We start from the raw sequence: 24,621 nt of genomic DNA, 5'->3' as shown, positions 1-24,621 counted from the left end.
CTTCGGGGAAGGATAGGTTGGGGCTTTAAGAATAAGGTTGGGCTTTTATTCAGCCTTTGGTTCTAAACCATATTTTACACGAACCAATTTCGCCCAATCAATTACAGATTTAATTTGTGCATCGCTAAGTTTTGCTTCAGAATGCGTCCATGTATAAGAGTTTAAAGGCATTTCTTTTTCTTCAACCATTTCTATAAGCTCTTCAAATTTATGGTCTTTTCGCTTAACAGAGTTACCTTCCCATTTCGAAATATTGAAATGTTTCTTGCCATGTTTAACATGATCAGCCAACCAGTAATTTACTGGTGTTATATTATTATACCAAGGGTATCTTGTAACATCACTATGGCAATCTATACAAGCTTCTTGCAGAATAATCTTCACATCTTCTGGTGGATTAGTTTCTGCCATAAACGCATCCATAGATGCTATTTCCCCTTCATTTTTATCTGGTCCAAAAAATTGAGCAATTATGAATCCTATTAGTAATAGAATAATTACTTTTTTTATATTTTTCATTTTTATACTTTTATTCTATAAAAATAAGAAAACCTTTTGACTACAGAGCAACTCTACAACGAATTAAACTACGTAAATCATTCGCGAGAAAAACGTTTGTTTTATGCAAAATTAATGCAAAGCAACCCTGATTTAATTCCTAAATTATTGGATATTTTATTTAATGTTGATGACAAAATATCACCACGTGCGGCTTGGGTATTTGAGTTTATGTGTAACGAGGATATAGAAACTATAATTCCGTATTTAGATGTTTTTACAGAAAATATGCATAAAGTTCATTTAGATTCAGCCGAAAGACCTGTTGCCAAAATATGCGAATTTCTTGCAAAAGCTTATACTGACAAAACAGATAACAAAATTAAAAAAAACCTTACCGAAATACATAAGGAACGCATAATAGAAAACTGTTTTGATTTTATGATAAACGATGTGAAAGTGGCACCAAAAGCATATAGTATGACAACGTTATTTTTATTCGGGAAAGAATATGATTGGGTATACCCAGAATTAGCGCGTATTTTAGAAGAAGACTTCTCTAAACAAAGTGCTGCTTTCAAAGCTAGAGCACGACAGATTTTGAAAAAGATTAAAAAAATATCGGCTAAAAACTAAAAAACTTCCATCTTCAATCTTCCGTCTTCAGTCTAAAAATTCTATCTTTGCAACTTCTTAAAACCAAACAAAACTATGTCATTATCAGCATTAAATGCCGTCTCTCCAATTGATGGTCGTTATAGAAGTAAAGTAAGTGAATTAGCTCCATATTTCTCTGAAGAAGCCTTAATAAAATATCGTGTTTTAGTAGAAATAGAATACTTTATTGCGCTTTGCGAAATTCCTTTACCTCAACTTAAATCTATTGATAGTGCTATTTTTGACAATTTAAGAGCGATTTACAAAGATTTTTCTTCTGATGATGCCTTAGCAATTAAAAAAATTGAAAGTGTTACCAATCATGATGTAAAGGCGGTTGAGTATTTTATAAAAGAACAATTTGATGCTTTAGACTTATCTGAATATAAAGAGTTTATCCACTTTGGTTTAACTTCTCAAGACATTAACAATACGGCAATTCCTTTAAGCATTAAGGAAGCCATGAACGATGTTTACGTTCCTGAATATTTTATCGTTTTAGAAAAATTAAAAGCTTTATCTAAAGATTGGGCAGCAATTTCAATGTTGGCAAGAACACATGGTCAACCTGCATCTCCTACCAGACTTGGTAAAGAAATTGAAGTTTTTGTAGTACGTTTAGAAGAGCAATTTAATTTATTGAATGATATACCAAGTGCTGCTAAATTTGGTGGGGCAACAGGTAATTTTAACGCGCACCATGTAGCATATCCAGATATTGACTGGAAAGCTTTTGGCGGGCAGTTTGTTCAAGAAAAATTAGGATTACAACACTCCTTCCCTACAACACAAATTGAGCATTACGACCATATGGCTGCATTGTTTGATACTCTAAAACGCATCAACACAATCATCCTAGATTTAGATAGAGACATTTGGACTTATGTTTCAATGGATTATTTTAAACAAAAAATTAAAGCTGGCGAAGTTGGTAGTTCTGCAATGCCTCATAAAGTTAACCCTATAGATTTTGAAAACTCTGAAGGAAACTTAGGTATAGCGAACGCTATTTTCGAACACCTATCGGCTAAATTACCAGTTTCTAGATTACAACGTGATTTAACAGATAGTACTGTTTTAAGAAACGTTGGAGTTCCTTTCGGACATACGCTAATTGGATTTAAATCGACTTTAAAAGGATTAAACAAATTACTTTTAAACGAAAGTAAATTTGCTGAAGATTTAGAAAACAACTGGGCTGTAGTTGCAGAAGCTATTCAAACCATTTTACGTCGAGAGGCATATCCTAACCCATACGAAGCTTTAAAAGGCTTAACAAGAACAAACGAAAAAATAAACCAAGATTCTATATCAAATTTTATTGATACTTTAGAAGTCTCTAACACAATAAAAGAAGAATTAAAACGTATTACTCCTAGTAATTATACAGGAATTTAAGAACAACAGCATGTTAAACGACAAACAATCATTAATACTATCTGGGCTTATGGCTGTTGGTATTTTTGTTTTTGGAGTACTTGAAATTCTTAACAATTTTGTTGTTTTAACAATTCTTACGATTATGTTTTTCACAGTTGTTATCAACATTTTTTATTCTAAATCGAAATCTAAAAAAGAAAATCAAGAGTAGAATAAATATTTAACGTAATTAATAAAAAATACATTTATAAACAAAAAAGGCTTCCAATAGGAAGCCTTTTAACATTAACATAATTACAAAACAATCGATTAAATTAGTTTCTATTTCCTTTATATTTCAATACAAAATAGAACCTTAACTAAGGCTATGCTTATATTTTCTATTTTTATTTAAAGAAAATATAACTCAAATTTATTATCAATCATTTTAAAATTCATTTGGTATTATTTAAAGAAATTCATAATATTCTCTATTTGACCTTCTTCTATATTTGCATTTTGCAATGCAGTAATTAGAGTAACCATTTTTTCTGGGTTCATATCGTCTCCCAATATCCTTACAATTCCAAATCCCATGTCTTTAGCACTTCCAAAAATAACAACCTCATCTGCTTCCTCATCTGTACCAATGTACTTTACAGATATTTTGTTGCCTTTATCACTAAAATCCATTAAATCGTTATACTTACTATCACTTAAAATAGCTTTCACTTTAGCCATTTCAGTATTATAAGTTTCAGTATTTGTATCATTAGCCTTAAACCCTAGAAAATTAAGCTTGTTTACAGATTCGTAAGCTTCAGTTTGCGCTTCAGTAAATTCAGACTTATCAATCTCTATTAGTGAGAGTGGAAAATCTTGAGATATAAAGTTTTTAGACTCTTGATGATCTACATAATAATGTTGCAAACTAGCATCATTACCACAGCTAGTTAAAATAACTGCGGTAAATAATGTGTATGCTAAAAATTTGATTGTTCGTTGCATGATTGATGATTAAGTATTAATTATTCTTTTCTAAATGTTGCCCACCTGGAATATTCATTTTATCGGTAAGCTTAGAAATTTGATTAAGATCTATATCACCAGTAAGCGACACCACAACCGTTTCGATTTTACGTTCTCTTCCATTAATTTCAATTTTATCTTCCATCATCTTATCAATACCATCTACAAAAATCAAAAGTTCTTTAACGTGGTCTGCATCTTTACCTTCCTTTACGTAAAACTTCACTTCTGTTCCATCATCTTTAACTTCCATTAACTCTTCTAAGCCACCTGAGCGTGATTTTACCCATTTAGAAATATCTGTCGCTATAGCTTGATTATCTGTAACAATAGTTTTAAAACTCGTTATACTTTGTACCATATCCATATATGCTTTTGCTTCAGCATCTTCAACATTAATACCCATTTTGGCTATCATCTGAAACATTTTAGGTTTAATAGATACATAGGTAACATCAGCGTTATCACTATATTTCTCAAATATATTTTTCTGAGCCATTCCCGTAAACGGTAATAACATAATGGCCATTACTAATACTATTAATTTATTTTTCATTGTTCTTGTTTTTAATTTAATTGTGTTCATTCTTTTTATTAATTTCTTTTAAAAATTATACTTGTTGTGTTTTCAACTTCATTAAGATATCCTAGAGTTGAAGTTCCTTTATTAACCTCATTAAGATAACCAACTGTTGATGCGCCTTTGTTGAATTTAGAAGAAATCATTTCCATAGATTTCGAAAACTCGTTAAAAGCTAATTGCGGGTCTTCGTAAGTACCTAAATCACCTTGACCTATTGATGTACCAAAATAAAACCCTAACATTAACAACGCTACTGCTGCGACAGAAATCCATTTGTAATTAAAATTACGTTTAGTTTCTAATGGAATGTCTTTAGTAAATTGCTCCTGCTTGTTTACCAAAAAATACGTGAACATAGGCTTATAAATCTCTAAATGTGGCGCTACAGTTTCTTGCGAAAAATAGTTTTTTAACTGCTGCTCTTCTTTAAGCGATGTTTCACCGTTTTCGTACTTTTCAAGTAATTTTTCTATATTATTTAACACCATAACTGTGTGTATTTGTTAATTTTTCTCTTATTGTTTTTCTTGCTCTCGATAAGGCTACACGTACTGCTGTATTATTCATATCTAGCATTTTAGCAATCTCATCAAAATCATAATCTTCTATATCTCTTAATTGAATTATCATGCGTTGTTGTTCTGGTAAATCTTCAATAATTTTCGCCACCCAACTTACACTATCATTTAATTCAACCTGTTTTTGTAAAGGCGTATTTTTCTCTTCATAATTACTATGCACAAGTTTCAAATTCTGCGATTGTTTCGATTTTAATTTATCAAAACAATAATTCTTTGTCATAGTCATCGAAAAAGCCTCAACATTTTTATACTCAGCAATTTTCACCTTGTTCTTCCATAATTTCAACAACACTTCTTGTGTGGCATCTTCAGCCTCTTCTGTAGATACCAGCAATCGTTTCGCTAAACGAAAAACTTTATCCTTAAAAGGCATTACAATATTTAAAAACTCCTTTTGAGTCATTTTGGTTTGGTTTAATAAACAGCTTAGTTACGGCTATTTAATATTATGACGACACAGTATTTGTTTTGTTACACAACAATTTAAAAAAAATAAAAATATGGGCGTAACCCACAAGGGGTTGGGCTTTCATTCATGCTTTTCTATTTTATATATTTGAATTCATGAACATAAATGTTTCGTTTCAAGTCCTCTCGCCAAAAAAAGGCGCTGTGGGCTATCCACTTCAATCCCTGCCTACCGGCAGGCAGGCCTTACGCGGGTTTATCTGCCAAATTACAGCAAAACCCTAACTAATATTCCATATTTATAAACAAGAGTAGGATGTATACAATAAAGTAAGTAAATTTAAAGTTTTCAGACTACCTATATAAAATTTCATAAATGAAAAAGTTAAACGCCTTAACCTTAATTCTTGCTACCATATTTGTAACCAGTTGTTTTGAAGATGGGGATGATATTCCTGTTACAACTAGAGACATTAATGATTTTGTTTGGAGTGGTATGAATGAAAAATATTTATATAAAGATAATATTAGTGATCTTTCAGACAATCGGTTTTCGGGAAATGCAGAATATTCAAGTTATTTAAACGACTTCGATTCACCTTTCGAATTATTTGAAAGCCTTATATATGAGCGAGAAACTGTTGATAGGTTTAGTTGGATAGTCGATAACTATCTCGCTTTAGAACAATTATTTACAGGTAACACGGTAACTAATGCTATGGAATATAGTATATATGACTCACCTAATAGCACTACAGATGCTTATGGCGTTATACGCTTAGTATTACCAAACGGCCCAGCAGATAATAACAATTTAAAAAGGGGAGATGTTTTTTATGCAGTTGATGGTGTTGGAATTACCAATGATAATTACAGAACACTATTAAGTCAAGACACCTACACATTAAACCTTGGGTTTTATAATGATAAAGGTACTATTGAAACAACCGACGATTCTATAGACCCTACTGGAGAAAACATAACCTTAACCAAAACATTATACACCGAAGACCCAATTTTTAAAACTGAAATTTTCAATATAGGCGGAGAAAATGTTGGCTATTTAATGTATAATGGATTTACTGCGGGATCAGAAACAGAATTAAATGCTGTTTTTAGTGACTTTAAATCTAATAATATCCAACACCTTGTTTTAGATTTAAGATACAACCCAGGAGGAAGCGTTAATGTTGAACGCTTTTTAGCTAGTATGGTAACAGGACAGTATACTGGAGAGCTTTTTCAAAAACTCATATACAATAGTACGTCACAGGGCGATAATATCGATTATAATTTCGCTAACAAGTTAGACAACGGTGCTTCAATCAATAGTTTAGGCTTAGATAAATTATACGTGCTTGCAACTGGCAGATCTGCTTCTGCAAGCGAAGGTTTAATTAATGGGTTAGAACCATATTTAGATAATATTATTCAAATAGGCACAACTACAGTTGGAAAAACACAAGCCTCAATTACTCTTTATGATTCTCCAAATTTTGGAAGAACAGGTGCTAACTCCAATCATACTTACGCCATGCAACCTTTAGTTGCCATTGGTGTGAATAAAAATAATGTTTCAGTTCCAGGAACGGGTTTACCACCTTCTTTTAATTATGAATATATAGAAAACCCTTTTAACTTTGGTGTTCTGGGCGATGTTGACGAGCCTATGCTTGCTCTTGCGCTTGCTGATATTGAAAACTCAACGGGTAAAGTTTCAGAGATTAAATCAAAATCTACACAATCCTTTAAATTATTAATGGATAGTAACGATTTAAACCCGTATGAAGGTGGAATGATAATAGATTAAACCAATACATGTGAATAAACACAAAACATATTTTAACTGGAGTTCTGGTAAAGATTCAGCATTAGCGCTATATCATTTATTACAAGACCATCGTTATACGGTTAATGAATTAATCACTACAGTTAATAGCCATTACAACCGTGTTTCCATGCATGGTTTAAGAAAAGAATTGCTAGAAGCTCAAACCAAATCGCTAAACATACCAGCAAGTTTAATAGAACTTCCTGAAATGCCAAGTATGCAACTTTATGAGCAAAAAATGCTAGAAACCACTTCTAGATTAAAAAAAGCAGGGTTTACACATACGGCATTTGGCGATATTTTTCTTGAAGATTTAAGAACTTACAGAGAAAACCAATTAGCAAAACAAGGGTTTAAAGCTATATTTCCACTTTGGAAACAAGACACTAAAGCATTACTTAATGAGTTTTTAGATTTGGGTTTTAAAACCATTATTGTGTGCGCCAATTCAAAATATTTTGGAGAAGATTTTGTTGGAACCGTTATAGACAAACACTTTATTAATAATTTACCGGAAGATGTAGACCCTTGCGGTGAAAATGGTGAGTTTCATACCTTTTGTTTCGATGGCCCTATTTTTAAAGAACCTATTGAATTTACTATTGGCGAAAAAGTATACAGAGAATACATTACACCAAAAACAGACAACGATTCTATTTGTAAAAATGACTCTGAAAAATATGGAGTTTGGTATTGCGATTTAATACCATAAAAAAGACTGCCAAATAATGACAGTCTTTCTTCAAAATAATAAAAGTTATTTCTTAATTAAACTTTAGGCAAACATACCTTTTGCCTTAATTAAAATATATTTTAGATGCTCCTACATTTAACGTTTCAGTTGCATTTAATGAATTTGACGTTAAATCATAAATTAATAGCTCACCAGTTCCTGCAAAAAAGTCTGTTTTAACCCCATAAAACATATCATTATCAACAGACATTCCATAAAAAGAATCGCTAATAATGCTGGTAGTAGGTAAACTTGTTGCTCCATCTAATAAACTGTATATCGCTCCTCCTGCTTGATAAAAAATTTCTCCATCGCTGTACGCCATTAAACTTGGATATATCTCTTCATTAAAACTTAAAGTCGAAATAATAGAATTATCAGAAACATCAATTTTAACAATACTTCCATCGGTATGTCCTGTAACATTCCAGCTAGCATCATATTGCGTTGCTCCTTCACATAAAACTACTAAATTTCCTTCATCATTTATAATCATTTCATCTGGAACATCATCAACAGTAATTGTTTCAACCTCGTTAGTTTCAGCATCAATAACAGAAACAATATTGTTTACACTCCAACCGCCTTTATGAGATACAAATAATTGGTTATCATCTTCTATAATTCGCTCTGGTCCTTCATCAACAGAAATAGTATTTATAATTGTGTTAGTAGCTAAATCGATTACCGCTATGTAATCATCAGTAGCATCACCACCATCACCCCAATTTGTAACATAACCTATACCATTAGAAATAGCCATGTATCTTGGATTAACTAAGCCTGTGTTAATAGTTGCAACAGACTCAAAAGTATACCGATTTACAACTTCAATTTTATTAGAAACGTTTAAAACAACATAAGCTAACTCGTCACTAAATGCCATACTTTGAGCAGTATCTCCCAAAAGCGTACTATTTACATTACTAAAAACATTGTTTTCTACCGTTAAAAAATCATCGGACACAAACGATATTGATGCATTTCCTTGCCCAAAATTACCTTCATGAGAAATTATAATTCCATCTTCATAATCGCCTTTTGGCATTACCACATCATCTTCATCATTACTACAAGATGAAAAAAGGGTTATTACTGCTAAACCTAATACTTTTAATTTGTTACTTTTCATTTTTAAAATTTAATTGTTGTTTGTATTTGAAAATTTCTATTTGGCATGGGTCTTAAAGCCACGTTTTCGTAATATGTGTTATATACATTGTTTAATTTAAAATCTACTTTAAAATTTATTTCCCGATTCTGGTTGAACAAATAACTAACGCCTATGTTTCCGAAATCATAATTGGATAATGTGTTTCCTATAATAAAAACTTCACCATTAAAAATATGTTGATAAAAAAGAGATAAGCGCTTTAAATTATAAGCCATATTTAAATTCCCTTTGTGAAAAGGCACATAAATAAGTTGCTTATTGGTTTCTAAATTCTCTGAAACAGTATAAGAATAATGTCCAGAAAATTTAAAATAATGATTACCAATATTATAATGCGATTTCACTTCTAACTCTGCGCCATAATTGGCAACTTCACCTATGTTTATTGGCGACCATAAACCTGTACTATTTGGGAGCCATTGAATCATATCTTTTGTATTGATATAATATCCGTTTAGTTTAATATTGAAAGCGTCATAATTAAATTGCTGACCAAAATCTATTTGATAAGATGATTCTGAAACTAAATCTATATTACCTCCAGGTTGCCAATACAAATCATTAAAAGTAGGAATGCGATAATTTTTAGAGCCGTTTATTTGAATTTTATAATGTTCAAATAAATCAAAACCAGCATCAACAGAAAATACAAAGGGTCTCTCACCTCCTGTTATAAAATCCTGTCTTAGGTTAACACCATAACTTATAATGGTATTAAGTTTATGATTAAGCAACGTAGTGGCAGAAAACGCGTTTCTTACCGGCTCAAGAAAACTATCTCCTTTTCCTTTTGTATTTGAATATTCTAAAATGGTTTTAAACTGTAATTTATCGTTAAACCGCACATTAAAATTATGATTAACCAAAAATGTATTGACGCTGCCTAAACTAAAATTATCTTTGTCTTTGTTTTCAAAGTATTTAAACATTTCATGTAAATGAACAGTTTTAATTTTTGAACTAAACTTTCCTGAAATCCGAGACCATTCCAGCATGGTTCTAAAGTTTTCGTCTTCATATTTGCTTCTAGAAGGCCCGGCTATTGTACCCGATAAATTTCGATCACCAAAATAACTTTGGTGGTAAAGCTTTATAATATCCTTATCAGATAAATAAAACCCCAAATTGGCATTTAAATTAAGGTTGTTAAATTCACCGTTTTCATTTACGCTATCGGTACCTAGATATTTATAGTCGTTATCTGAATCTACATAAGTAACAGCAACATTTCCCGTCCATTGCTTACTTCCAAAACCGGTTTTAAAACCTAAATTTTTAGAATTAAAGCTTCCATAACCAGTTCTTAAAACCGTTTCGAAATGCTCGGTAAAACTTAACTTATTATTTAAATGAATACTACCGCCAATAGCACCGCTACCATATTGTACACTCCCACCTCCACTTCTTATATCTATACCATCATAATTTGAAGTATTAATAGTATTAAAATCTGTTTGTCCGTTAAGCTGTGAGTTTATATTTATGCCATTCCAAACTACTGCAGTTTGAGATGCGTTAGTCCCTCTAAATGATGGCGATGACACCATACCAGAACCATTCTCTTTAAAATAAATATTAGAATTGAAGGCTAATAAATTAGTTAATGAAACAGCATTAACCTGTATTACAGAATCTGTTAATATTTCTATTTTAACTCCAGAAGCATAATTTTTCAGCTTACTATCACTAAGAATAACTTCATCTAACTTTTGGATAGAGTCTATCTGAGCAGTAGATGCAAAAGAAAAACTAAAAATGAATACTAATAAAATAAGTGTCTGCTTCATAAATCTTTAAAAACCCTTCTCCCGAGAGTTGTTTTAGATGATGAAAATGGCAGGTCTCCTGACTTATTTTATGTTGCTTTTCCTTCCCAGCCTAGGCCAGTGGTTTGTAGTGTACAACACCCTCTATACGAGGTACTGAAATCGAAAATTCATAAACACCTATTTAATAAATAGTAAATTATGAATAAATAAACACAGTATAAACTTACAGTTGCGGGAACAGTTCTGGAATTAATTATAAATTGCACCAGATTCCCTTTTAATCCTTTTAGCAAAAACTAAACAGAACCAAATTTCGATGTAAAAGTAAATGTTTTTAACAAAGTAGATAAGTAAAATTTACTTTTTCTTATTCAATTTATAAATAAGATAAATAAAGCCTGCAAGAAAATGAACTATAATAACTCCAGCTACTATATATATTGTTAAATTTGACCCGTCTCGCATGAGTTTTATATTTTTCGCAAAGATAAAAACCTTTAATTATTTAGTGTGCTACAAATGTTACATCGATTTATGAAGTTTAAATATTTTTTATTAGTTGTTACTCTAGTCTTTTTTAACTGTAAAAAAGAAACTAAAAAGCACCTCCAAACATTAAATAAAAAACAAGACATTGTTTTAAAATACGCTAAAGGGTTTTCAATTACAGAATATGAGAATTATAAAATTTTAAACATTACAAAGCCTTGGCCTAAAGCTGAAAAAAATTATCGTTACGTTTTAATAAGTAAAGAAAATGCGGCAAAAACAAGCTTTTTAAAAAATGAATATGATGGTATTATTATTAATCCTATTCAAAAAATAGTAGTCACCTCCACTACACATATTCCTGCGTTAGACCTTTTAGATGCTGAACAAACATTAATAGGATTCCCTGGAACAGATTATATTTCTTCTGAAAAAATAAGAGAACGTATTGATAATGGAAGTATTAGAGAGCTTGGAAAAAACGAAGGATTAAATACTGAAGTACTCCTAGAATTAAACCCAGATTTAGTTGTAGGTTTTGGAATTGATGGTAATAATCGTTCTTTAGAAACCATTAAAAAATCTGGAATTCCGGTTGTTTTTAATGGCGATTGGGTTGAGAGTTCTCCGCTTGCTAAAGCCGAATGGATAAAATTCTTTGGCGCATTATACAATAAAGAAAAAGAAGCCGATTCTATTTTTAACACCATTGAAAAGAATTATTTAGAAGCGAAAAAATTAGCAAAAAACATAAATACTAAACCTACAGTTTTAAGCGGTGCCATGCATAGTGATATTTGGTATTTACCAAACGGCACAAGTACCGAGGCGCAACTTCTAAAAGATGCCAACGTAAATTACTTATGGCAAGACACCAAAGGAGTTGGTAGTTTAAAATTAAATTTTGAATCGGTTTTTGTAAAAGCCAATACCGCTGATATTTGGTTAAGTCCTTCAAATTACTCAAGTTTGGAAGCTTTAAAAAATGGCAACGAAAATCATGCGCTTTTTGATGCCTTTAAAAATAAAACTATCTATAGTTTCAACAATACAACAGGCGCCTCTGGTGGTGTTTTGTATTATGAATTAGGTATGTCAAGGCCAGATTTAGTTTTAAAAGACCTTATAAAAATCTGTCATCCAGAATTACTAAAAAACTATAAGCCTCGCTTTTTTAAAACTTTAGAATAATTGCCAAATAAAAATACATACAAAATATCGTTTATAGTACTTATCACTATTTTGATACTATGCTTTTTTATGAACATTAGTTTAGGCTCTGTTTCCATTCCTTTAAAGTCTATTTTTAATAGTCTAATTGGGAATCCAACAGAACAAGAAACATGGCAGCATATTGTACAAAACTATAGATTACCAAAAGCTTTAACAGCCATTATTGTTGGCTCTGGATTAGGTATATCGGGATTGTTAATGCAAACCTTATTTAGAAATCCATTAGCAGGTCCTTTTGTATTGGGTATTAGTTCTGGAGCTAGTTTAGGTGTTGCTTTAGTAATTTTAGGTTCTGGGCTTTTTGGTGGTTTATTTGCATCTCTTTTTGTTTCAAAATGGGGTATTGTAATTGCCGCTAGTTTGGGAAGTTTTTTAGTATTGCTTGCGGTGTTAATGGTATCTATTAAAGTAAGAGATACTATGGCTATTTTAATAATAGGACTCATGTTTGCTAGTTTAACCGCAGCAATTGTTAGCGTACTCTCCTATTTTGGCTCTGCACAACAATTACAACAATATGTATTTTGGGGCTTTGGTAGTCTTGGCGATTTATCTTGGGAAGACCTTATCATTTTGTTTATTATTTATAGCTTAGGGCTTATTCTAAGCATCGCCTCCATCAAATCATTAAACACATTACTTTTAGGTGAAAACTATGCAAAAAGTTTAGGCTTAAACATAAAAAAAAGCAGACTAATAATTATTATCGCCACTAGCTTATTAGCAGGAACCATTACAGCTTTTGCAGGCCCAATTGCTTTTATAGGTTTAGCTATTCCACATATAACTAGGCAAGTTTTCAACACTTCAAATCATAAAATACTATTACCTGCGGTATTTTTATTTGGCGCTATTGTCATGCTAATTTGCGATAGCATTGCACAATTACCTAATAGTGATTTCACATTACCAATTAACGCTATAACAGCTTTAATAGGTGCTCCCGTGGTTATTTGGTTATTAGTAAGAAAACGAAAAATGGTATTTTAATATGATTATAAATTCCAAAATATCAAAAACAAAATTCCAAAACACCCCGTTAGAAAGTACGAGATTGCTTTTGGGAATTAGATATTGGAATTTGAGTTTTTTAAAAAATAATTTATGATAAAACAGAACGAAAATATCATTTTAAAAACTCAAGATTTATCCATTGGATACACTTCTAAAAAGGAAACAACGATTGTTGCTTCAAATATTAATATTGAATTAAGAAGAGGTGAGCTTGTTGGATTAATTGGTGCAAACGGTATTGGAAAATCTACATTATTAAGATCTTTAACCCATGTTCAAAATCCTATTGATGGTTTTATTGAAATCAATGAAAAAGACATCTCAAAATACAATCCTATAGATTTAGCAAAAGTGATGAGTTTGGTTTTAACCGAGCAAGTTGCTTCTAAAAACTTATCGGTGTTTGAATTAGTAGCCTTAGGAAGACAGCCTTATACAAATTGGGTTGGTAATTTATCTGAAGAAGATATAAACGCTATTAATACCGCAATTAAACAGACAAACATTTCAGATTTAAAAAACAAAAGGTGCTTTGAACTTAGTGATGGCCAATTACAGAAAGTAATGATTGCCCGAGCTCTTGCTCAAGATACTGACTTAATTATTTTAGATGAACCCACTACGCATCTGGATATGTATCATAAAGCATATATTTTAAAACTACTTCAAAAGTTAGCAAAAGAGACCAATAAAACAATTCTATTCTCATCACATGAAATTGATTTAGCCATTCAACTTTGTGACAATCTAGTTGTGATGACTAAGAATGAAGTGGTTTCAGATACACCATGTCATTTAATTTCTAAAGGAACTTTTGAAAATTTATTTCCAAAAGATTTAATTGCTTTTGATGAAGTAACGGGAAGTTTTAGGGTTAAGAAATAATTTAAAAAGTAATTCGAATTTTAAAAAATTTTAAAACTAAAAAATTATCTTTGAGTATAATTTTCTTTTTTTAATGAACGACAATCTTATTCTCATAATTTCTATTTTAATTGCCGCAGCTATTGGCGGTTATTTAGGCATGCTTTTTACAAAACTTAAAAGTAAAAGTGAACAAAGTACCCTTGAAGAACGCAATGCAAATCTGCAATTACAGATTGACGACTTAAAAACGAATCATGAAACTGAAAACAAAAAACAAAACGAAAATTTCAACCTTCAAATCAATCAATTAAAAGAAACACTTTCTAAAATTGAAACAGAACGTGAAGACATAAGAAGAGAAAAAGATTTTTTAAACACAGAGTTAGCCAGAAAAAATTCTGAATACGAAAACCTTCAAGAGCTAAATTTAAAACGCGATAAAGAACTAGAAGAACGCCAAGAACAATTGCGCAAAGATTTTGAACTTTTAGCTACTAAAATTCTAGATGAAAAATCTGAAAAATTCACACTTCAGAATAAAGAAAACATTAAAAATATTTTAAATCCGCTTCAAGAAAAAATAAAAGTTTTTGAAGAAAAAGTAGATTTAACACAAAAGGAAAGCATCAGTATGCACTCGGCTTTAAAAGAGCAATTGTTAGGCTTAAAAGATTTAAACCAACAAATGACAAAGGAAGCCACCAACCTAACCAGAGCTTTAAAAGGCGATAGCAAAATGCAAGGAAACTGGGGAGAATTGGTATTGGAACGTGTTTTAGAAAAATCGGGATTAGAAAAAGATAGAGAGTATTTTGTACAACAAAGTTTCACTCTAGATGATGGCTCTCGTGTTTTACCAGATGTTGTTTTACATCTTCCAGATGGTAAAAAAATGATTATTGATAGTAAAGTATCTTTAACAGATTATGAGCGTTTGGTAAATGCAGATGAAGATGATAAACCTTTACATTTAAAAGCGCACGTTAATTCTATTAGAAGGCATGTAGACCAACTTTCTGAAAAAAACTACCAAGATTTATATGATATTGAATCGCCAGATTTTGTACTCTTATTTATCCCGATAGAACCCGCTTTTGCCGTAGTTGTAAATGAAGATAATTCTATTTACAACAAAGCTTTTGAGAAAAACATTGTTATTGTTACACCTTCTACACTATTAGCAACATTGCGTACTATTGACAGCATGTGGAACAATGAAAAACAACAACAAAACGCTATAGAAATTGCACGACAAGCTGGAGCTTTATATGATAAATTTGAAGGCTTAGTAAAAGACTTGACGGGTGTTGGTAAAAAGATTGACGCTGCAAAAACAGATTACTCTTCTGCTATGAATAAATTAGTGGAAGGTCGTGGTAACTTAATTACAAGTGTTGAAAAACTAAAAAAAATGGGTGCTAAAGCTAAAAAAGCATTGCCAGAAGCTATTATAAAGCGTGCTGAAGAGGACGATAATTAAACCAACTATTTATGAAATTTTTAATTAAAGCATTTATACTCATACTCATTTTAATAGCTGGCTATTTCAGTTTTATTTATTTTGTTCATTATAGTGAAGGCGTTAGAGCCGGAAAACTTGTTAAATTTAGTAATAAAGGGGTTTTATTTAAAACTTGGGAAGGCGAAATAAGTCAAGGTGTTTCTGATGCTCAAACCTTTGTTTTTTCTGTTGAAGACAAGGAGAAAGAAACTATTGAAGACCTTAACAGACTACAAGGCAAGTTTGTAAAACTACATTACTACGAACGATATAAAACGTTGTTTTGGCTTGGAGACACGAAATACTTCATTACAAAAGTTGAAGAGGAAAAAAATTAACAATTAGCCTCTTTATTTATTGGTTTTGGTATTTTAGATTGTGCTTTTTACAATTCCCTTATCAATAATTATTAAAATCATTTTTTAATTGAGAATATATTAGACACTCTCTAAAAATATAGAGCACAATTAGCTTTAAAAAATTATATCCCTATTTTAGCGTACTTTTTTAGCAGATTAATCTAAAAAATCTTAGAACTCATGTTTAGACACGCCAAAGACTCACAAGTATCAATTACGGAACTCATGCTGCCAGCTAACTCTAATTTTAGTGGTAAAATACATGGTGGGCATATTTTAAATTTAATGGATCAAATTGCATTTGCATGTGCTTCTAAACACTCCAGACATTATTGTGTAACGGCATCGGTAAACAAGGTAGATTTTTTACAACCTATTGAGGTTGGCGAATTAGTGACCCTTAAAGCATCTGTTAACTATACAGGTAGAACGTCGATGGTTATTGGGCTTCGTGTGGAATCTCAAAATATTCAAACTGGAAAAATTAAACATTGTAATTCATCTTATTTTACAATGGTTGCTAAAGATGACGATGGCAAAAATGTTAAGGTTCCGGGTTTAATTTTAGACGATAAGCAAAGCGTTAGGCGTTTTGCAAGAAGTATTGCTAGACAAGAACAAGCAAAAACAAGAAGTAATAAGTTTAACTCTTCGGAATTTAAAATTGAAGAACACTTAGATCTTATTAAATCTCAAAATGCTAAAATTGAGTTATTTGAGTTATAGTTTTTATACTCCAAAAACTAAGTAAACAGAAAAAACAAAACACTAGTATTTAGCTAAACTTTAGCGGATAAGTGCGTATTCTATGATAGAAAACAAATAGTTTTCGTTAAAAATCATGCGACAAATTTATAAGTGTCTACAAAAGGAGAATCTCTATTAATTACAGCAAAAATTCGACCTATAATTTTACATCTCACATTATTTAGAACCAACATTTTATTTTTCCCCTCATCTTGTTTTCTTAAGTAATAAGCTTTTAATTGTGCATCATGCTTTACGGCTGATAAGGCGCACATTTGAAGTAAAGACTTCATTGTTTTGTCTGCCATATGATTAACTTTAGTACCTCCTCTAATACTTGAGCCTGAGCTGTACTCAAAAGGTGCAACTCCTGCATAACAGGCTAGTTTTCTAGCCGAGTCAAAGACCTTAAACCCTTTAGTTGCTATTATAAAATAAATAGCCGTTTTCTCGCCAACACCTTTAATACTTTTTATAAGCTCAAATTGACGTTTTAATTTAGGCTCTTGCTTTACAAGTTCACGCATCTTAGCATCTATAACTTTTAAGCTCGCTTTAAGAAATTTAATTGTTTTCTTGTTTTGAGCTTCTACTGTTCTATAAACATCTAACGACGTATACCCTTTATTTTCTTTAGTTGAACCAAATAATAAAAGGGATTTCTTGATTTTTTCGCGCTCAGTAAAAAGTAATTTTAACTGCTGGATTGATTTCTCTGGCACACTTGATAGCTGTAGCTTATCTATATTGCGAATGCTATAAAAAGTGATATCCTTAGCATCAGACTTATCACTTTTACCTCTTGATATGCCTTTAGATCGCTTAATCTCTACCGCTGGAACAATCCAATAATCAAACCCGTTTTCAAAACAAAAACAGCTTAAAGGGAATGTGTAAACACCTGTGTTTTCAAAACAGAACAGGGTACTTTCTAAATCTATTTTTCCTTTTTTTAAAACAGTAAGCATCCGCTTTAAACCTTTTGTGTTATTCGTAACAACGAAATGTTCCAATGACATGGGATTTGTTTTATCTACTATAACCACATCTAATTTTAATTTTGAGATGTCAATGCCCACATGAAATGAATAATTTTTCATAATTTTATATTAAGTTTTTAAAAAATGTTGAATCGCTTTATAACCTTTATTAGACCTCTGACGTCTACTATTCTATTTGAAGCTTTTCAACTTAAATTCTAAGGAGAAAACAGAGGACTAATACGCAGCATAAGACTAACTTAGTTAGGGATGTAGTTCACCTCTGTTTTCCTTTGAATAAATTTAGTGTATTATTCTTTATGCAAACTAAAGGTTAGGGATTGCAGCAAAAAGCCCACAGCCTGACGAAGGAAGTGCGAGGACTTGTAGCGTAAAGCGCGACCCTTTGGGTAACGCCAAAAACAAAAAAATCCCGCATAAAACGGGATTTTTAAATTTATAATATATTCTGCTTATTTACTTAAATACATTTTACGTCTTGAGTATAAATCGTAAAAAGCATCGTCTTTTAAACTATCAATAAATAAGATACTTTCTCCTGTACTTTTCATTTCTGGGCCTAATGTTTTATCTACATTAGGGAATTTATTAAATGAGAATACAGGTTGCTTAATTGCAAATCCATCTAATTTTGGATTAAAGTTGAAATCTTTAATTTTCTTCTCCCCTAACATGACTTTAGTTGCATAGTTTACATATGGCTCACCATAAGCTTTTGCTATAAATGGCACCGTTCTAGAGGCTCTTGGGTTAGCTTCAATAATATAAACGGTATCATCTTTAATAGCGAATTGGATATTTATTAATCCAACTGTATTAAGGGCTAAGGCGATCTTTTTTGTATGATCTTTAATTTGTTGCATTACAAACTCACCCAAGTTAAATGGAGGTAGTAACGAGTTACTATCTCCAGAGTGTACACCACATGGCTCAATATGCTCCATAATACCAATAATGTAAACATCTTCACCGTCGCAAATAGCATCTGCTTCAGCTTCTATAGCACCATCTAAATAATGATCTAATAGTAATTGATTACCTGGCATTCTGCTTAATAAATCTACAACGTGTTTTTCGAGCTCTTCTTTATTAATTACGATTTTCATGCCTTGACCACCAAGAACGTACGAAGGACGCACTAATATTGGGAAGTCTAAAACATCTGCAATTGCAGCAGCTTCATCGGCTGTGGTAGCAATATCAAACTGTGGGTAAGGAATATTGTTTTCCTTTAATAGCGTAGAAAAATGCCCTCTATCTTCAGCTAAATCTAAAGATTCAAAGCTCGTTCCTAATATTTTAATACCATACTTAGTTAATTTTTCAGCAAGCTTTAAAGCCGTTTGACCTCCTAACTGAACAATTACACCTTCTGGCTTTTCATGTTTAATAATATCGTAAATATGTTCCCAGAAAACTGGTTCGAAATATAATTTATCGGCTGTATCAAAATCGGTAGAAACCGTTTCTGGGTTACAGTTAATCATAATGGTTTCATAACCACATTCTGCGGCTGCTAAAACGCCATGTACACAACAATAATCGAACTCGATACCTTGACCAATTCTATTTGGACCAGAACCTAAAACGATAACTTTTTTCTTATCGGTAACAACACTTTCGTTATCTGAATAACGTTTACCATCGGCAGTTTCCATATCACTTTCAAAAGTAGAATAGTAATAAGGTGTTTTGGCTTCAAACTCTGCCGCACAGGTATCAACTAATTTATAAACTCTGTTTATACCTAATTCTTCACGCTTAGAATATACTTGACTTTCTAGACAATTTAGCATGTGTGCTATTTGCCTATCTCCATAACCTTTTTGCTTAGCTTCAAGTAATAAGTCTTTTTGAATAGTATCTATATTGAAGGTAGAAATTTGCTGCCTTAAGAAATGTAACTCTTCATATTGCTTTAAAAACCACATATCAATTCCTGTGATTTCAAAAATTCTACTTAATGGAATCCCCATAGCAATAGCATCATATATTATGAATACACGATCCCATGACGCATGAGTTAGTTTTTCTATAATTTGGTCGTAATTTTTATTTTCTTTTGCATCTGCACCTAAACCATTACGCTTTATTTCAAGAGATTGGGTTGCTTTATGAAGCGCTTCTTGGAAAGAACGTCCAATACCCATAACTTCTCCTACCGCTTTCATTTGAAGCCCTAAAGTTCTATCTGAACCTTCAAACTTATCGAAATTCCAACGCGGTATTTTTACAATAACATAATCTAAAGTCGGCTCGAATAATGCAGACGTAGATTTTGTAATTTGATTATTTAATTCATCAAGATTATAACCCATTGCTAATTTAGCCGCAATTTTTGCAATTGGATAACCTGTTGCTTTACTTGCTAATGCAGAAGAACGTGATACACGTGGGTTAATCTCAATGGCTATAATTTCTTCTTTTTCGTCTGGTGAAACAGCGAATTGTACGTTACACCCTCCTGCAAAATCTCCAATACTACGTATCATATGGATGGCCATATCACGCATTTTTTGGTAGGTTCTATCACTTAAAGTCATTGCTGGCGCAACGGTAATTGAATCTCCGGTATGAATCCCCATAGGGTCCATATTTTCAATAGAACATACAATAACTACATTACCATTAGCATCTCTTAACAACTCTAACTCATATTCTTTCCAGCCTAAAAGGGCTTTATCAATCATTACTTCGTGAATAGGCGAAATTTCTAATCCATGTCGTAATAATTTATCAAAATCTTTTTCTTCATGAACAATTGCCGCACCAGCTCCACCAAGCGTGAAAGAAGAACGAATACATAAAGGAAAACCAAATTCTTGAGCAATTTCTTTTCCTTTTAAGAATGAAGTCGCTGTAGCTTGAGGTGCCATACCTACCCCAATTTGTTCCATTAAATTTCTAAACTGTTCTCTATCTTCGGTAATATTAATAGCATCAATATTAACACCAATCATATCGATATTAAAATCTTTCCAAATCCCTTTCTCATCAGCTTCAATACATAAATTTAATGCTGTTTGTCCTCCCATAGTTGGTAAAACGGCATCAATTTGCGGATGATCTTTTAAAATTTGAATAATTGACTTCGTATTTAGCGGTAGCAAGTATACATGATCTGCCATAGAAGGATCAGTCATAATAGTTGCAGGATTAGAATTGATTAAAATAGTTTCAATTCCATCTTCTCTAAGCGAACGTAAAGCTTGAGTTCCTGAATAATCAAATTCACATGCTTGTCCAATTACTATAGGACCAGAGCCAATAATTAGTATCGATTTTAATTTTGGATTTTTAGGCATTTTTTAATCGTTATTATGTTGTAATTTAATGTGTTGCAAAAATAGTAATCAGTAGATATAAAAAAAGGCATTACCGTTAAGTAATACCTTTTAATTATCAACAATTGTTAATCATTATTTCTTATGTCTTGTTTCAGTTGAAACAGATAATTTTTTTCTTCCTTTAGCCCTTCTACGTGCTAATACCTTTCTACCGTTAGCAGAAGCCATTCTTTCTCTGAAACCATGTTTGTTTCTTCTTTTTCTTTTTGATGGCTGAAACGTTCTTTTTGGCATGTTCTTATGTTTTTAAATCTGTGATGTAATTTTAATATAGATGGCTCTGTTAAAACCGAGGGCAAATATACAAAGCCTTTATTACTTTGCAAATCATTTTTAAAAAAATATTAGAATTATTTTTCACTTTTAAAAAACTCGCGTTACACCAGTATTTATTTAGGTTAACCATTTATTTTGTTAAATAACTGTATACATATTTTAATAAAAATTTAGTTTCTTTGTAAACTTATAAACCATAAAGTAGTTTGTTTAAGATGCAAACACCGCTTTTTACCATTACAATTTTTAAATTATGTTCAATAAAATCATAAAACTTATAATTGCAGCAGGAATTATTGCTTTTGCTATTTACCAATTTATAGAAGGCTACATAGGTAATGGTATTGCGTTACTATTTTTATCTACAATTTTTATATTTCTTTATTTTAAAAATGAGATTATACTATTAGCTTTTTTAAGATTAAGAAAACAAGATTTTGAAGGTGCAAAAAAGTGGTTGAATAAAATTAAAAATCCAGAATCTGCTTTAGTTACCAAGCAACAAGGCTATTTTAACTATTTACATGGTATTATGGTATCTCAAGATAACATGAATGAAGCCGAAAAATATTTTAAGAAAGCGCTTTCTTTGGGATTATCTATGGATCATGATATTGCGATGGCAAAATTGAATTTAGCTGGTATTGCATTTTCAAAACGCAGAAAGCAAGAAGCGCAGAAACTATTGTCTGAAGCTCAAAAATTAGATAAACAAGGTATGCTTACCGATCAGATAAAAATGATGAAACAGAATATGAAACAAGCCGTTGGCCCTACACAACATTATGGTTCTGGTGGTTCTGTAAGATCTCAAAAAAGACGTGGTAGGTAATTAATTTTATTTGGGCGTTTTAACACGCTTTCACTACTCGCTTCCTCCTACGTCGGCGAGCTCAAACATGCCGTTCAATCGTTAACGCACTCACTCTTAGGGCTCACTCAGAATTTAATAGGTATTTTATGGAATCATAAAAAATCTTTAAACATTTCCTAAAAATCAAATAGTTATATGCATTACTGCTTGTTTTACACGCATGATGGACATAGTTTTTTTATCCGTAATCCATAATTGAAAGAAATCACCGATACAGTCATTACAATCAGAATAAACAAAATTAAAGGAAAGCTCGAATCAATCACTTTTAGCACCACAAGCAAGTTCATTCCAACTAAAGAAATTACTGCTCCTATAATCAGAAACAGAATTCCTTTTCCAGAATTTAGTTTAGTTCCTTTAATGAATTCATCAATTTTGATAAATCCAAAAATCGTAATTCCTTAAATAATTCCTAAGAATACTAACACAAGAAAAACTCCAGCCATCATATGATCGGTAAAAGGGAATTCGGTGTTTTTTAAAGACCATTGAATTAGATAATAAATGGATATAGAAATTATAATCTCAATAATAATCCAAATAATATTTTTCCAATTAAGACTTGTCGTTTTAATGGTTTACTAAAAAACTAAAATACCTAATTATAATACCCTTCTCTAGGTATATCAATATAATATTGTTTTCTAGATTTATTATTAAGGTGTGGCTCACGTAACCAAGGGTTATGAAGTTTCAATAATTTATAATTAATACCAAAGCGTTGTGCAAACTTAGTAAAGTCTGTTACTGCAGTATCAACTTCAATTTTATAGGTTGGTACATTGGTGTATAAATCTTTATCTCTAAAATTAAAGCCATACTTTTTCGGGTTAGATAAAATCTCTTTTAAAGCCACAATTCTAAACAAATAACGCCCAGTTTCTTCACCTAACAGCAAATCATAATACTCAGTAACTCCTTGCTCTTTTAAACGTCTAGAAACTCCTGCATTACCTGCATTGTAAGCAGCAGCAGCTAAGGTCCATGAACCCAATTTATCTTTAGCTTCTAATAAATACTTACATGCCACTTCGGTTGCTTTTTCTAAATTATAACGCTCATCTACATTCTTATTAACTTCTAAGCCATTTTCTCTTCCTGTAGCTGGCATAATTTGCCAAACACCTCTTGCACCTGCCGGAGACACAGCATTGGTTAAACCGCTTTCTATAACGGCTAGGTATTTAAAATCGTCTGGAACGCCATGTTTTGCAAGTATAGGCTCGATAATTGGAAAGTATTTTTTTGCGCGTTTAAACATTAACAATCCATTGGATTGCCAATAGGTATTAACGAGTAACTCCCTATCCATACGCTCTAAAATATCTGGATTTTCAAGCGGCATAGCTTCACCAGCAAAATTCAAGTTTTCTGGAACTTGAAGCGCATAAACATTATAATCATTTATCAATTTTGTTTCAAAATTCTCATCGGTAGGCGCATCTTGTAATGCAAAAATAAATAGGGCACATAAACTTAATAATCCCACAAACGCTAATCCTTTCTGTATAATCTTCATTTTAATAAGTTTTTTTATAAAATTAAAAAAAATAGCTTAGTTACCTAAAATTAGTTTAGGTAAATTTTCGTTAAACCATTTATATTTATTGATAATTGCAATATGAGTGCCGTTTTTAACAACAACACAATTTTTAATATTTTTAATAGGAAACACAGAGTCTTTATCGCCATGAATATGTATAATATCTGATCGGAAAGCGACTTGCTCCCAACATACCATTTCTTTAATAGCCCAACTTAAATATTTACTATCGTTAACCGATAAATATTTTTTATAGAGTTCTAAACGTTTCGTTACGGTTTCTCCAAAAGCATATTTTTCAAAAACGTCAATCTTACTTGCCAACTGTGTTGGAACCAGTAAATACGCTTTGGTTGCCTTTGCTACTAGCATCTTTTTAGGTAATTCACCCATCGATTTTACACTAGAAACTATTATAAGTTTTCTAACAGCTATATGCTTACTAATTTCTTGAACAAGAACACCACCAAACGACACACCCAGCAAAACAATATCTTTATGTGTTATGTTTTTAGAAAGACGTAATGCATAATCACTTAAACTTTCATTATCCAATGGAATTACCCATTCTAATAAATGAATTTTAAACTGCACTTCTGGCAATTTTATAAATTCAAAAATTTTAGGACTTGCTGCCATTCCTGGCATTAAATAAACATGTATTATCTCTTGACTCATAAGGCATTAACCTTAAATTTACTTTAATCTAACAATTATTTTTCGTACTTTTGCACAAAGTTAGAGA

The 24,621-nt window shown here is 31.5% G+C and carries 24 protein-coding genes and 1 riboswitch; of the genes, 12 read left to right on the top strand and 12 right to left on the bottom strand.

Annotated elements, in window-relative coordinates; genetic code table 11:
• Positions 1-45: 45 nt before the first annotated feature.
• Complete coding sequence (locus SJY43_RS08405; RefSeq protein ID WP_396600296.1) at positions 46-519, bottom strand: heme-binding domain-containing protein; 474 nt, start codon at positions 517-519, stop codon at positions 46-48.
• Between the two features lie 36 nt (positions 520-555).
• Here SJY43_RS08405 and SJY43_RS08400 point away from each other — a divergent pair, with 36 nt between their 5' ends.
• From SJY43_RS08400 to SJY43_RS08390, 3 genes are all read left to right on the top strand, one after another.
• Positions 556-1,134: an adenylosuccinate lyase gene (locus SJY43_RS08400; RefSeq protein ID WP_396600295.1), complete on the top strand. Its 579-nt coding sequence runs from the start codon at positions 556-558 to the stop codon at positions 1,132-1,134.
• Positions 1,135-1,209: 75 nt separating this feature from the next.
• Positions 1,210-2,553 carry an adenylosuccinate lyase gene (gene purB / locus SJY43_RS08395; protein ID WP_396600294.1) on the top strand — a complete coding sequence of 448 codons (1,344 nt, stop codon included), beginning with the start codon at positions 1,210-1,212 and terminating at the stop codon, positions 2,551-2,553.
• Positions 2,554-2,563: 10 nt separating this feature from the next.
• Entirely contained in the window at positions 2,564-2,746 is a 183-nt protein-coding gene (locus SJY43_RS08390; RefSeq protein WP_396600293.1) for a hypothetical protein, read from the top strand.
• A gap of 233 nt (positions 2,747-2,979) precedes the next feature.
• Here the strand turns inward: SJY43_RS08390 and SJY43_RS08385 are convergent, their stop codons facing one another.
• Genes SJY43_RS08385 through SJY43_RS08370 form a run of 4 tightly spaced genes read right to left on the bottom strand, consistent with a single transcriptional unit; the run spans position 2,980 to position 5,110 of the window.
• The gene (locus SJY43_RS08385; protein WP_396600292.1) at positions 2,980-3,522 is read right to left on the bottom strand and encodes a DUF4252 domain-containing protein; all 543 of its coding nucleotides are present in this window, start codon (positions 3,520-3,522) and stop codon (positions 2,980-2,982) included.
• Positions 3,523-3,538: 16 nt separating this feature from the next.
• A complete protein-coding gene (locus SJY43_RS08380) occupies positions 3,539-4,099 on the bottom strand; it encodes a DUF4252 domain-containing protein (RefSeq protein WP_396600291.1) in 561 nt (186 codons plus the stop codon).
• Positions 4,100-4,137: 38 nt separating this feature from the next.
• On the bottom strand, positions 4,138-4,614 hold the full coding sequence (locus SJY43_RS08375; protein WP_396600290.1) for a hypothetical protein: 477 nt from the start codon (positions 4,612-4,614) through the stop codon (positions 4,138-4,140).
• Positions 4,601-5,110 (bottom strand): RNA polymerase sigma factor, encoded by a 510-nt coding sequence (locus SJY43_RS08370; RefSeq protein ID WP_396600289.1) that lies wholly within the window; start codon positions 5,108-5,110, stop codon positions 4,601-4,603. Before SJY43_RS08370 ends, SJY43_RS08375 begins: the two co-directional genes overlap by 14 nt.
• Before the next feature lie 381 nt (positions 5,111-5,491).
• Here SJY43_RS08370 and SJY43_RS08365 point away from each other — a divergent pair, with 381 nt between their 5' ends.
• The gene (locus SJY43_RS08365; RefSeq protein WP_396600288.1) at positions 5,492-6,925 is read left to right on the top strand and encodes a S41 family peptidase; all 1,434 of its coding nucleotides are present in this window, start codon (positions 5,492-5,494) and stop codon (positions 6,923-6,925) included.
• Positions 6,926-6,935: 10 nt separating this feature from the next.
• Complete coding sequence (locus tag SJY43_RS08360; protein WP_396603375.1) at positions 6,936-7,658, top strand: diphthine--ammonia ligase; 723 nt, start codon at positions 6,936-6,938, stop codon at positions 7,656-7,658.
• Between the two features lie 85 nt (positions 7,659-7,743).
• Here the strand turns inward: SJY43_RS08360 and SJY43_RS08355 are convergent, their stop codons facing one another.
• A complete protein-coding gene (locus SJY43_RS08355; RefSeq protein WP_396603374.1) occupies positions 7,744-8,811 on the bottom strand; it encodes a YncE family protein in 1,068 nt (355 codons plus the stop codon).
• A 2-nt stretch (positions 8,812-8,813) separates the two neighbouring features.
• Complete coding sequence (locus SJY43_RS08350; protein WP_396603373.1) at positions 8,814-10,640, bottom strand: TonB-dependent receptor plug domain-containing protein; 1,827 nt, start codon at positions 10,638-10,640, stop codon at positions 8,814-8,816.
• Positions 10,641-10,670: 30 nt separating this feature from the next.
• Positions 10,671-10,948: riboswitch (cobalamin riboswitch) on the bottom strand.
• Positions 10,949-11,156: 208 nt separating this feature from the next.
• Here SJY43_RS08350 and SJY43_RS08345 point away from each other — a divergent pair.
• The 6 genes from SJY43_RS08345 to SJY43_RS08320 all read left to right on the top strand — a co-directional run bounded on the left by SJY43_RS08345 (position 11,157) and on the right by SJY43_RS08320 (position 16,811).
• Entirely contained in the window at positions 11,157-12,302 is a 1,146-nt protein-coding gene (locus tag SJY43_RS08345; protein ID WP_396603372.1) for an ABC transporter substrate-binding protein, read from the top strand.
• Positions 12,303-13,334: a FecCD family ABC transporter permease gene (locus SJY43_RS08340; protein ID WP_396603371.1), complete on the top strand. Its 1,032-nt coding sequence runs from the start codon at positions 12,303-12,305 to the stop codon at positions 13,332-13,334. It abuts the gene before it with no gap.
• Positions 13,335-13,448: 114 nt separating this feature from the next.
• Positions 13,449-14,243, top strand: a complete 795-nt coding sequence (locus SJY43_RS08335; protein ID WP_396603370.1) for an ABC transporter ATP-binding protein — start codon at positions 13,449-13,451, stop codon at positions 14,241-14,243.
• 73 nt (positions 14,244-14,316) lie between these two features.
• On the top strand, positions 14,317-15,705 hold the full coding sequence (gene rmuC, locus SJY43_RS08330) for a DNA recombination protein RmuC (RefSeq protein ID WP_396603369.1): 1,389 nt from the start codon (positions 14,317-14,319) through the stop codon (positions 15,703-15,705).
• Positions 15,706-15,716: 11 nt separating this feature from the next.
• Positions 15,717-16,064 carry a 6-phosphogluconate dehydrogenase gene (locus SJY43_RS08325; RefSeq protein ID WP_396603368.1) on the top strand — a complete coding sequence of 116 codons (348 nt, stop codon included), beginning with the start codon at positions 15,717-15,719 and terminating at the stop codon, positions 16,062-16,064.
• Between the two features lie 201 nt (positions 16,065-16,265).
• Positions 16,266-16,811 (top strand): acyl-CoA thioesterase, encoded by a 546-nt coding sequence (locus SJY43_RS08320; RefSeq protein WP_396603367.1) that lies wholly within the window; start codon positions 16,266-16,268, stop codon positions 16,809-16,811.
• 113 nt (positions 16,812-16,924) lie between these two features.
• On the opposite strand, the gene SJY43_RS08315 is transcribed toward SJY43_RS08320, so the two are convergent.
• From SJY43_RS08315 to rpmH, 3 genes are all read right to left on the bottom strand, one after another.
• Complete coding sequence (locus SJY43_RS08315; protein WP_396602982.1) at positions 16,925-17,932, bottom strand: IS110 family transposase; 1,008 nt, start codon at positions 17,930-17,932, stop codon at positions 16,925-16,927.
• A gap of 353 nt (positions 17,933-18,285) precedes the next feature.
• Positions 18,286-21,138, bottom strand: a complete 2,853-nt coding sequence (gene carB / locus SJY43_RS08310; RefSeq protein WP_396603366.1) for a carbamoyl-phosphate synthase large subunit — start codon at positions 21,136-21,138, stop codon at positions 18,286-18,288.
• A gap of 114 nt (positions 21,139-21,252) precedes the next feature.
• Positions 21,253-21,414, bottom strand: coding sequence for a 50S ribosomal protein L34 (rpmH, locus tag SJY43_RS08305; protein WP_034059443.1), 162 nt, complete (start codon positions 21,412-21,414; stop codon positions 21,253-21,255).
• 295 nt (positions 21,415-21,709) lie between these two features.
• On the opposite strand from rpmH, the gene SJY43_RS08300 reads away from it, so the two are divergent.
• On the top strand, positions 21,710-22,288 hold the full coding sequence (locus SJY43_RS08300; RefSeq protein WP_396603365.1) for a tetratricopeptide repeat protein: 579 nt from the start codon (positions 21,710-21,712) through the stop codon (positions 22,286-22,288).
• A 643-nt stretch (positions 22,289-22,931) separates the two neighbouring features.
• On the opposite strand, the gene SJY43_RS08295 is transcribed toward SJY43_RS08300, so the two are convergent.
• Positions 22,932-23,852, bottom strand: a complete 921-nt coding sequence (locus SJY43_RS08295) for a lytic transglycosylase domain-containing protein (protein WP_396603364.1) — start codon at positions 23,850-23,852, stop codon at positions 22,932-22,934.
• A 36-nt stretch (positions 23,853-23,888) separates the two neighbouring features.
• Positions 23,889-24,554 (bottom strand): alpha/beta hydrolase, encoded by a 666-nt coding sequence (locus tag SJY43_RS08290; RefSeq protein WP_396603363.1) that lies wholly within the window; start codon positions 24,552-24,554, stop codon positions 23,889-23,891.
• Positions 24,555-24,621 lie beyond the last annotated feature (67 nt).

Origin of the sequence: Algibacter sp. R77976 (assembly GCF_044594645.1) — a bacterium.
Lineage (GTDB): Bacteria > Bacteroidota > Bacteroidia > Flavobacteriales > Flavobacteriaceae > Algibacter_B.
The sequence above is the reverse complement of the archived record's forward strand: the minus strand, read 5'-3'. Positions and strand labels throughout refer to the sequence as shown.

What these genes read in the sequence shown, in the direction of transcription:
- purB (WP_396600294.1), top strand. Translation starts at nt 1,210, where the DNA reads ATGTCATTATCAGCATTAAATGCCGTCTCTCCAATTGATGGTCGTTAT.
- SJY43_RS08370 (WP_396600289.1), bottom strand. Translation starts at nt 5,110, where the DNA reads ATGACTCAAAAGGAGTTTTTAAATATTGTAATGCCTTTTAAGGATAAA.
- SJY43_RS08355 (WP_396603374.1), bottom strand. Translation starts at nt 8,811, where the DNA reads ATGAAAAGTAACAAATTAAAAGTATTAGGTTTAGCAGTAATAACCCTT.
- SJY43_RS08405 (WP_396600296.1), bottom strand. Translation starts at nt 519, where the DNA reads ATGAAAAATATAAAAAAAGTAATTATTCTATTACTAATAGGATTCATA.
- SJY43_RS08325 (WP_396603368.1), top strand. Translation starts at nt 15,717, where the DNA reads ATGAAATTTTTAATTAAAGCATTTATACTCATACTCATTTTAATAGCT.
- SJY43_RS08385 (WP_396600292.1), bottom strand. Translation starts at nt 3,522, where the DNA reads ATGCAACGAACAATCAAATTTTTAGCATACACATTATTTACCGCAGTT.
- SJY43_RS08290 (WP_396603363.1), bottom strand. Translation starts at nt 24,554, where the DNA reads ATGAGTCAAGAGATAATACATGTTTATTTAATGCCAGGAATGGCAGCA.
- SJY43_RS08335 (WP_396603370.1), top strand. Translation starts at nt 13,449, where the DNA reads ATGATAAAACAGAACGAAAATATCATTTTAAAAACTCAAGATTTATCC.
- SJY43_RS08315 (WP_396602982.1), bottom strand. Translation starts at nt 17,932, where the DNA reads ATGAAAAATTATTCATTTCATGTGGGCATTGACATCTCAAAATTAAAA.
- rpmH (WP_034059443.1), bottom strand. Translation starts at nt 21,414, where the DNA reads ATGCCAAAAAGAACGTTTCAGCCATCAAAAAGAAAAAGAAGAAACAAA.
- SJY43_RS08345 (WP_396603372.1), top strand. Translation starts at nt 11,157, where the DNA reads ATGAAGTTTAAATATTTTTTATTAGTTGTTACTCTAGTCTTTTTTAAC.
- SJY43_RS08380 (WP_396600291.1), bottom strand. Translation starts at nt 4,099, where the DNA reads ATGAAAAATAAATTAATAGTATTAGTAATGGCCATTATGTTATTACCG.
- SJY43_RS08375 (WP_396600290.1), bottom strand. Translation starts at nt 4,614, where the DNA reads ATGGTGTTAAATAATATAGAAAAATTACTTGAAAAGTACGAAAACGGT.
- rmuC (WP_396603369.1), top strand. Translation starts at nt 14,317, where the DNA reads ATGAACGACAATCTTATTCTCATAATTTCTATTTTAATTGCCGCAGCT.
- SJY43_RS08365 (WP_396600288.1), top strand. Translation starts at nt 5,492, where the DNA reads ATGAAAAAGTTAAACGCCTTAACCTTAATTCTTGCTACCATATTTGTA.
- SJY43_RS08350 (WP_396603373.1), bottom strand. Translation starts at nt 10,640, where the DNA reads ATGAAGCAGACACTTATTTTATTAGTATTCATTTTTAGTTTTTCTTTT.
- SJY43_RS08295 (WP_396603364.1), bottom strand. Translation starts at nt 23,852, where the DNA reads ATGAAGATTATACAGAAAGGATTAGCGTTTGTGGGATTATTAAGTTTA.
- SJY43_RS08320 (WP_396603367.1), top strand. Translation starts at nt 16,266, where the DNA reads ATGTTTAGACACGCCAAAGACTCACAAGTATCAATTACGGAACTCATG.
- SJY43_RS08390 (WP_396600293.1), top strand. Translation starts at nt 2,564, where the DNA reads ATGTTAAACGACAAACAATCATTAATACTATCTGGGCTTATGGCTGTT.
- carB (WP_396603366.1), bottom strand. Translation starts at nt 21,138, where the DNA reads ATGCCTAAAAATCCAAAATTAAAATCGATACTAATTATTGGCTCTGGT.
- SJY43_RS08300 (WP_396603365.1), top strand. Translation starts at nt 21,710, where the DNA reads ATGTTCAATAAAATCATAAAACTTATAATTGCAGCAGGAATTATTGCT.